The 8011-nt window shown below is 65.4% G+C and carries 9 protein-coding genes and 2 pseudogenes; 6 read left to right on the forward strand and 5 right to left on the reverse strand.

What is annotated here, in order from left to right; genetic code table 11:
- Positions 1-18 precede the first annotated feature (18 nt).
- Complete coding sequence (locus tag P2G67_RS05040) at positions 19-249, forward strand: hypothetical protein (protein WP_275820652.1); 231 nt, start codon at positions 19-21, stop codon at positions 247-249.
- Here P2G67_RS05040 and P2G67_RS05045 read toward each other — a convergent pair.
- The gene (locus P2G67_RS05045; protein ID WP_275820654.1) at positions 239-421 is read right to left on the reverse strand and encodes a DUF1192 domain-containing protein; all 183 of its coding nucleotides are present in this window, start codon (positions 419-421) and stop codon (positions 239-241) included. The genes P2G67_RS05040 and P2G67_RS05045 overlap by 11 nt on opposite strands.
- 225 nt (positions 422-646) lie before the next feature.
- On the opposite strand from P2G67_RS05045, the gene P2G67_RS05050 reads away from it, so the two are divergent.
- Positions 647-1657 (forward strand): NAD(P)H-quinone oxidoreductase, encoded by a 1011-nt coding sequence (locus tag P2G67_RS05050; RefSeq protein WP_275820656.1) that lies wholly within the window; start codon positions 647-649, stop codon positions 1655-1657.
- Between the two features lie 173 nt (positions 1658-1830).
- Positions 1831-2460, forward strand: coding sequence for a DUF1013 domain-containing protein (locus P2G67_RS05055; RefSeq protein WP_275820658.1), 630 nt, complete (start codon positions 1831-1833; stop codon positions 2458-2460).
- Positions 2461-2576: 116 nt separating this feature from the next.
- On the opposite strand, the pseudogene P2G67_RS05060 reads toward P2G67_RS05055, so the two are convergent.
- Positions 2577-3197, reverse strand: a pseudogene (locus P2G67_RS05060) (AAA family ATPase).
- A 32-nt stretch (positions 3198-3229) separates the two neighbouring features.
- Between P2G67_RS05060 and P2G67_RS05065 the strand changes: the two are divergent.
- Entirely contained in the window at positions 3230-3697 is a 468-nt protein-coding gene (locus tag P2G67_RS05065) for a GFA family protein (protein WP_275820660.1), read from the forward strand.
- 3 nt (positions 3698-3700) lie between these two features.
- Here P2G67_RS05065 and P2G67_RS05070 read toward each other — a convergent pair whose 3' ends face one another.
- The gene (locus P2G67_RS05070) at positions 3701-4507 is read right to left on the reverse strand and encodes an alpha/beta fold hydrolase (protein WP_275820661.1); all 807 of its coding nucleotides are present in this window, start codon (positions 4505-4507) and stop codon (positions 3701-3703) included.
- A complete protein-coding gene (locus P2G67_RS05075; protein WP_275820663.1) occupies positions 4504-5808 on the reverse strand; it encodes an O-acetylhomoserine aminocarboxypropyltransferase in 1305 nt (434 codons plus the stop codon). Before P2G67_RS05075 ends, P2G67_RS05070 begins: the two co-directional genes overlap by 4 nt.
- 236 nt (positions 5809-6044) lie before the next feature.
- Here P2G67_RS05075 and P2G67_RS05080 point away from each other — a divergent pair, with 236 nt between their 5' ends.
- Both P2G67_RS05080 and serS read left to right on the forward strand, forming a co-directional pair.
- The gene (locus P2G67_RS05080) at positions 6045-6290 is read left to right on the forward strand and encodes a hypothetical protein (RefSeq protein WP_275820665.1); all 246 of its coding nucleotides are present in this window, start codon (positions 6045-6047) and stop codon (positions 6288-6290) included.
- A 326-nt stretch (positions 6291-6616) separates the two neighbouring features.
- A complete protein-coding gene (gene serS / locus P2G67_RS05085; protein WP_275820667.1) occupies positions 6617-7894 on the forward strand; it encodes a serine--tRNA ligase in 1278 nt (425 codons plus the stop codon).
- Between the two features lie 14 nt (positions 7895-7908).
- Here serS and P2G67_RS05090 read toward each other — a convergent pair.
- Positions 7909-8011 (reverse strand): annotated as a pseudogene (locus P2G67_RS05090) (IS110 family transposase); the annotation flags it as partial.

Below are 8011 nucleotides of genomic sequence, written 5' to 3' on the forward strand. Positions count from 1 at the left end.
GTCATGCTGGAACCCTGGATGGCCTGGACGATCCTGATCCTCGGCTGGGTGCTGCCGATGCTGCACATCGGCTTTGCGCCTGGTGGGGGCTCCTGGCGGCCGCCGCCGGGCAGCGGCTGTCCGCTGGGCCCACGCGTCGGCTGGCTGGTACTGGTGCTGCTCACCGGGCCGCTGGGCTGGCTGGCCTTCTGGCGCACCCGGCGACGGATGGCGGGGCGGCATATGGCGGGGCGCGACCTCAAGTCTTGAACAGGCTCTCCACCGTGCCACGGTAGTCCGTCTTATCGGCAATTTTGGCGCGGACCCTTTCGGCCTCCTGCTCCAACTCGGCCAGATAATCGTTGAGTTCCTCGACACCCATCAGGTCCAGGTCGCGTGGCTTCGGCTTGGCCGCGCGCGGCTCCAGATCATCACGGTCCATGGGGCCCTCCTTTCGCTCCTGCGCTCCTTTGCTGGCGGGAGCTTAAACCGGATCGCCTTCAATCTGAACCACAAGCTTCCGGCTGAACCACAAGCTTCGGGCGGGGCGACGCTTGTCCATGCGGCGTGCAGGGTCTAAGTCCCAAGGACGAAGCAGGCGGCCGGCCGGGCACGCGAAGGATCCGGCGCCGGGACGCTGAGGAACCCAAGGTGCAGGAGAGAGGCCATGAGCGCTTTGCCCGAGACGATGCAGGCAATCGAGATCACGCAGCCCGGCGGACCGGAGGTGCTGCAGGCCGCACAGCGGCCGGTGCCGACGCCGGGCCCGGGCGAGGTGCTGATCCGCGTGGCCGCCGCCGGCGTCAACCGGCCGGACGTCTTCCAGCGCCAGGGCAACTATGCCCCGCCACCCGGTGCCACCGACATTCCCGGACTGGAGCTGGCCGGCGAGATCGTTGCCTGCGGCGAGGGCGTGCAGTCCTGGTCCTTGGGTGATCAAGTCTGTGCCCTGGTGGCTGGCGGCGGTTATGCCGAGTATTGCGTGGCGCCGGCGGCCCAGTGCCTGCCTCTGCCACGCGGCTTGGGCCTGCTGGAGGCAGCGGCCCTGCCGGAAAACTACTTCACGGTTTGGTCGAACGTCTTCGACCGCGGGGGCTTGCGCGAGGACGAGGTCATCCTGATCCACGGCGGCAGCTCGGGCATCGGCACCACCGCCATCCAGCTTGCCAAGGCCTATGGTGCGCGGGTCTTCGCCACCGCCAGCAGCGAAGAGAAGTGCCGGACCTGCGAGGAGCTGGGGGCCGAAAAGGGCATCAACTACCGCAACGAAGACTTCGTCGAGGCCGTGCGCGAGGCGACCGCCGATGCCCCCGGCGGCAAGGGCGCGGACCTGATCCTGGACATGGTGGGCGGCGACTACATCCCGCGCAATCTGCGCCTGCTACGCCCGGACGGCCGGCTGGTCCTGATCGCCTTTCTGGGCGGCTCCAAGGCGGAGGTCGACTTCCAGAAACTCATGGTCAGCCGCCTGACCATCACCGGCTCGACCCTGCGGCCGCGCCCCATCTCCTTCAAGGCGGCGATTGCCGCCAATCTGCAGGCCAAGATCTGGCCGATGCTGGAATCGGGTCAGGTGCGCCCCCTGATCCACCGCACCTTTCCCCTGGTACAGGCAGCCGAAGCCCATGCGCTGATGGAAAGCAGCAGCCACATCGGTAAGATCATGCTGACCACCTGATCGGGAAAAAGGGGCGGCAGATGGGGCGCGAAGACAAAGCTTGCCCTTTAACCACCAGCGGCAAGGCTTTATATAGCCGCCCAAGGTTCAATTCCCGATAACCCAGCAAGCGTCACCCTCAGGGGTGGCGCGGCGACGAGCCAAAGGTCGGCCCGGCGCCTGAGGAGAAAGCCATGCAACAATACCCGCTGATGCCCAAGGCCACCGCGGTCTGGCTGATCGAAAACACCGCGCTCAGCTTCAAGCAGATTGCCGATTTCTGCGGCCTGCACGAGCTTGAGGTCCAGGGCATTGCCGACGGCGAGGTGGCAACCGGCATCCAGGGCCAGGATCCCATTGCCACCAACCAGATCGACAAGGACGAGCTGGAACTGGCGCAGCAAAACCCCAGCCACCGCCTGCGCCTGAAACGCCAGGATCTGCCGCAGCCGACCAAGCGGACTAAGGGCCCGCGCTACACGCCGGTGGCCAAGCGCCAGGACAAGCCCGACGGCATTGCTTGGCTGGTGCGCAATCATCCGGAACTGAAGGACGTGCAGATCGCCAAGCTGATCGGCACCACCAAGACGACGATCCAGTCGGTGCGTGACCGCAGCCACTGGAACTCCCCCAACATCCGGCCGCGCGATCCGGTCCTGCTGGGGCTGTGCAGCCAGTCTGAGCTGAACCAGGCCATCGCCAAGGCCAAGGAAGAGGCCGAGCGCACGGGCCAGCTCCCGAACCCACCGGTCGAGCCGGAGCCGGAAGCCCCGATCGATGGCGGCAACCGCCCAGACCTCTCGATCTTCAAGCTGCCGGAGTAATACAGGGCTCACTCAGCCGGAAGCGCGACGCGATCTGCGTGAGTGGGTGGAATCGCCGACGCGGCCTTCAATCCAAAGTACTCTTGCTTGTGCGCGACGGCGTCTCCCCGCCCAACTCAGCAAGCAGCAGGTCGGCGCGCTCCTCGACACCTGTTCTGGGCAGAATGACCACGTCGTAGCCGAGCAGTGGGTAAAGCGAGCAGTGGGTAAAGGTGGAGAAGACGCTCATACACCTCGACTGAAGTGCGAAGGCTGTGCTGGCGCCCTGAGTCGTTGCGGTATATCTCGGGCCATGGTGGCGTCAGGAACACCCGGGGATGGTAGCGATGGAGTGCTGCATGGCGCTCTATCGACTTCTCGCCGGAAGCATGTTGCAGTGCGGCCGCCGGTTCGATCAGCCCTCGGTCAAAGAAGACCCAGCCGGCCGTGCGCATCGCTGCGGCGCGATCCTGAATTGCCAGTTCCAGTGCCCGGCGCGCAAATGCCGCCAGATCGATCCACGGCAAGGCCTGGCCGCCAGATTTGACTTCCTACTCCACGATGCGCCGGCCCGGCTCTTCGACAACGGCGTGGCCGCGGCGTACCAGCTCGTCGAGCAGGGTCGACTTGCCACCACCCGAACAGCCGGAAATTACAACAAAGCGATCCATAAACACTCCAGGGCAGTTTACCCTCTCCCGATGGGCGCAACTGTTGCCGTCAAGCTTTCGCCCACCCCCAGCAAAAGCCTTTGACATCGACCCCTGTCGGGACGAATGCTGCAGGGGACATGACGACGCCTTCCACCCCCTCGCTGCCCCTGCAGGGCGGCTGCCAGTGCGGCGCTGTGCGCTACGAGCTGCACAGCTGGCCGATCAAGCCGAACGTCTGTCATTGCCGCATGTGCCAGAAAGCAGCGGGCGCGCCCTTCATGGCCTTCGCCGAGCTGCCGCTGGCGGATATTGTCTGGACCCGACAGCAACCGAGCTGGTTCCGCTCTTCACAAGCGGCGGAGCGCGGCTTCTGCCCCGCTTGCGGCACCTCGCTGCATTTCCGCTATGTGGGAGGCGATTGGATCGACGTCGCCCTGGCCTCTCTTGACCGGCCAAACGCAGTCGTCCCCGAACAGCAGTTCGGCTGCGAGAGCCGTCTCGCCTGGCTCAACGGTCTGGACAAATTGCCCGAGTCCACAACGGAAGCCAACACGCCGGCCGACGTCCTTGCCACCTACGCCTCGCGCCAGCACCCCGACGAGTAGGGATTACTGCAGGAAGCGCTTCAGCGCCGCCAGGGTCTGCTCCGGGCGCTCGGTCATGATCATGTGGCCGCAACCGGGCAGTTCCTCCGCCCGGCAGTCCGAGAGCGCCGCGGCCAGTTTGCGGCCTGCCTTGGGCGGCGTCATCTTGTCTTCTTCGCCCATCAGCAGCAGCACCGGGCACTTCACTGCCGCCGCCTCGGCTGCGCCGTCGCTCCAGACGTTGCAGGCTGCCAGGTCAGCGTAGAGCACGCCGGGTGCTGCACGCTCCAGCAGCCGGTTGCCCTGCCCAGTCAGCCAGGTGCCAGGCAGCGGATGGCCGCCGATGTGCGCGCCTGCGCCGTGGGCCCAGCCGTTGACCATATCGATGGCCGCATGATCGTTGGCCTCCGCCGCAGCCAGAAGGTCGGGGTGCACCGGCATGCTGGCGGCACAGCCCAGCAGAGCTAGGGACTGGGCCATCTTGGGATGCCGCGCGGCGAAGCTGACCGCCGCCACCGCTCCCATGGAATGGCCGACCAGGCTCGCCCGCTCGACTCCGGCAGCATTCAGCACTTCGGCCAGCCAGTCGGCAATCTCGGCGATGGATGCCAGCGGCGGTCCTTCGGAGTGGCCATGTCCGGGGATGTCCAGGGCCAGCACCGCCCGGCCATGATGGGCCAGATAGCGGCTCTGCAGCGCCCAGACGCTGTGATCCATGCCGGCGCCGTGCAGGAAGACGGCCACCGGCTGCGCGGCATCGAAGGCGACGCCGCCGGTGCCGGCGAAAACGCCCTTGCCGGCAACCTGCAATTTCAGACCCGCGCGGCTCATGTCGACACCGCCTTGCGCGCAGCCCGCAGCGCCTGCTTCAGGTCGTCGATGATGTCGCCCGCGTCTTCCAGACCGACTGACAGCCGGATCATGTCCTCTCCCACCCCAGCGCGCTGCAGAGCCTCGGCATCGAGCTGGGAGTGCGTGGTGCTGGCCGGATGGATGATCAGCGTCTTGGCGTCGCCGACATTGGCCAGGTGACTTGCCAGCTTGCAGCTCTCGATGAAGACCCGGCCGCCCTCGCGTCCGCCCTTCACGCCGAAGGAGACGATGGAGCCGGCGCCCTTGGGCAGCAGGCTTCGGGCGCGGGCGTGATCCGGGTGGGACGGCAGGTCCGGGTGTGAAACCCAGGCCACGTCGTCGCTGCTCTCCAGGAACGCCAGGATCTTGTGGGTGTTTGTCATGTGCCGCTCCATGCGCAGCGGCAGCGTCTCTACACCTTGAAGCAGATAGAAGGCGGTCTGTGGGGCCATGACGGCACCGAAGTCGCGCAGTCCTTCGGTGCGTGCGCGCATGGCAAAGGCCGAGGGGCCGAACTCCTCGGCATAGTTGATGCCGTGGTAGCCCTCATAGGGTTCGGTCAGGGTGGGGAATTTGCCGCTGGCCGCCCAGTCGAAACGGCCTCCGTCGACGAGGATTCCCCCGATGGCCAGGCCGTGGCCGCCCAGCCACTTGGTGGCTGAATGCACGATCAGGTCCGCGCCTAGGTCCAGGGGACGGGACAGCCAGGGCGTGAGGAAGGTGTTGTCCACGGCAAGTGGAACGCCGTGCTCATGTGCAATCTCGGCCAGCGCCGGAATGTCGGCGACTTCCAGGCCGGGATTGCCGACGAACTCGGAGAAGAGCAGCCGGGTTTCCGGCCGGATGGCGGCGCGGAAGGCTTCGGTGTCGCGCGGATTAACCAGCGTGGTCTCGATGCCGAAGCGCGGCAGGCTGTGGGCAAAGAGATTGAGCGAGCCGCCATAAAGCGCCGAGGAGGCGACGATGTGCCCCCCCTGCCCCATCAAAGTGGCGATCGCCAGAAAGAGCGCTGCGTGGCCCGACGCGGTTCCGACGGCCGCGACACCGCCATCCAGCGCTGCCACCCGCTCCTCCAGCACCGACACAGTGGGGTTGCCGATTCGCGAGTAGATGTAGCCCGGCCGCTCGAGATTGAAGAGCGCCGCGGCGTGGTCGGCATCCTGAAAGACGTAGGACGTCGTCTGATAGATCGGCACCGCGCGGGAGCCTGTCACGGGATCGGGAACTTGCCCGGCATGCAATGCCAGGGTGTCGAAATTGGGAAACTTGGCGCCTGCCATGCCTTCTCCTCCAGACGGCGTGGAGGTGGAGCATAATGGCTCCCGGCGGCCCGTCCACCCCGACTCGATCACAGAGGCAACGCGCACCCTGTACTGTGGGTTTTCCTGCTCCGGTCCATTTTTTGTCCCTGGTGCCGTCATCACTACGTCACCAACTAGCGATACAAGATGTGCAGGTTCCGGGGCCGTCGGCCTTGGACTGTGGCCGCAGCAGCGGGGCAAAGGGAGACACGATAGTGAAGACATGGATGCGCCAGGGCGAAGAGCCCCGTCTACAGGAGATGCTGGACGACCCGGTGATGCGCTCGATGATGGCGAGCGACGGAGTGACGCGCGAAGAGTTGGTGACCCTGGTACGCTGCCATCCTCTCGTGAGCGAATTGACGTCCTGCGATGAGATGCCTGACTACGACCATGGCGCGCGCCAGCAAAGCGATTGCAGCCTTGCTTCATCCGAGACCGAGTGCGGCGCGACGGCCTAAAAAGGCGGCCTGTTCCCCCAGCTCGACAGACTTTGGAAAAGACGGAGGGCCGCTCGCCTCAATCAAGGCGGCGGCCCTCTCTTTTGGATAGCCTTGCCCTGTACAACTTGCCGTGGGAGGGATGCTAGAGGCAGGCTTCACCGAGAATCAAGAGGCAATATGATAAATCTTTATCTATCTTGTGCGCGCCTCGCTCCCAGGTGACACAGGATTGATCCTCTTTCGCTGTCGCTTGTCCCCTTTGCGCCCCTTTTCCGGTTGACCCGACGCTGCCGGCGTGGCTGGAAAGGACGCATCAGCCTGTTTGTACCGTGAGGGAGCCTCTCGTGCTCGACCGCCGCTTCGTTCTGGAGAACATCGACGCCGTCCGCGACAACTGCGAACGTCGGGGAATCCACCTGGATCTTTCGCGCTTCGTCTCTCTGGAGGAGCAGCGCAAGCGCTTGCAGCAGCAGGTCGATGACTTGAACCGCTCCGCCAACGAGCTGGCCAAGTCCATTCCCAAGGCGGCCAAAGAGGAGAAGCCGGCGCTGATCGAGCAGGGCAAGACCCTGCGCACCCAGCGCGCCGAGGCGGAGCAGGCGCTGCAGGACGTGGTGCAGGAAGCGGATGCGCTGCTGGCCGCTATCCCGAACATGAGCCACCCCGAGTCCCCCGCAGGCGGCGAAGAAGACAGCCGCGAGATCGGACGGGGTAAGACTCCGCTGCCGGCCTACGCTTTCCAGCCCAAAGATCATGTGGAGCTCGGCGAAGCACTCGACCTCATCGACCTGGAGGCCGGTGCCAAGGTCGCTGGTCATGGTTTCTACTTCCTGCGCAATGAGGCGGTGCTGCTCGACATGGCGCTGCAGAGCTTTGCGCTGCACCGCCTGGTCCAAGAAGGCTTCACCCTGGTCTCTACGCCCGACTTGGCACGCAACGAGGTGCTGGCCGGCACGGGCTACGTGCCGCGCGGCCCGGAGACCCAGATCTACTCCATCGCCGACAGCGACCTCTCGCTCATCGCCACGTCCGAGATCACATTGGCGGGCATGCTCTCCGGTAAAATCCTGGAGCAAGCGGACCTGCCGATCCTGCTCTGCGGCCACAGTCACTGCTTCCGTACCGAAGCCGGCGCTCACGGCCGCGCCTCGCGCGGGCTCTACCGGGTGCATCAGTTCACGAAGGTGGAGATGTTCGCCTTCACCACGCCCGATGCCAGCGCGGCCATGCACGAGCGGCTCAAGGCCATCGAGTGTCAACTGTTCGATGACCTGGGCATCCCCTACCGCATTCTCGATATTGCCACCGGCGACCTGGGCGCCCCGGCCTATCGCAAGTACGACCTGGAGGCCTGGATGCCGGGCCGTGGCGAGGCTGGCGAGTTCGGCGAGGTGACCAGCACCTCCAACTGCACCGACTATCAGGCCCGCCGCCTCAACATCCGCTACCGCCCACAGGGCGGGGGCCGGCCGCAGCACCTGCATATGCTCAACGGCACGGCGGTCGCCACCAGCCGCGCGCTCATCGCCGTGCTAGAGAACTACCAGCAGGCGGACGGCTCCATTCAGGTGCCCGAGGTGCTGCGTCCTTATGTTGGCAAGGACGTGATCGGCCCGCGCTAGAGTATCCGTGTTGATCAAGAAGGAAAGTTGACCCATGGACGCTGATCTCTGAGGAGGGCGTTTGCGAGGATCACGAGCTTGCGCATGATGGCTGTGAGGGCCACCTTTGGCGCCTTT

Origin of the sequence: Aquibaculum arenosum, from assembly GCF_029222965.1 — a bacterium.
Classification (GTDB): Bacteria; Pseudomonadota; Alphaproteobacteria; order Kiloniellales; family DSM-21159; genus Aquibaculum; species Aquibaculum arenosum.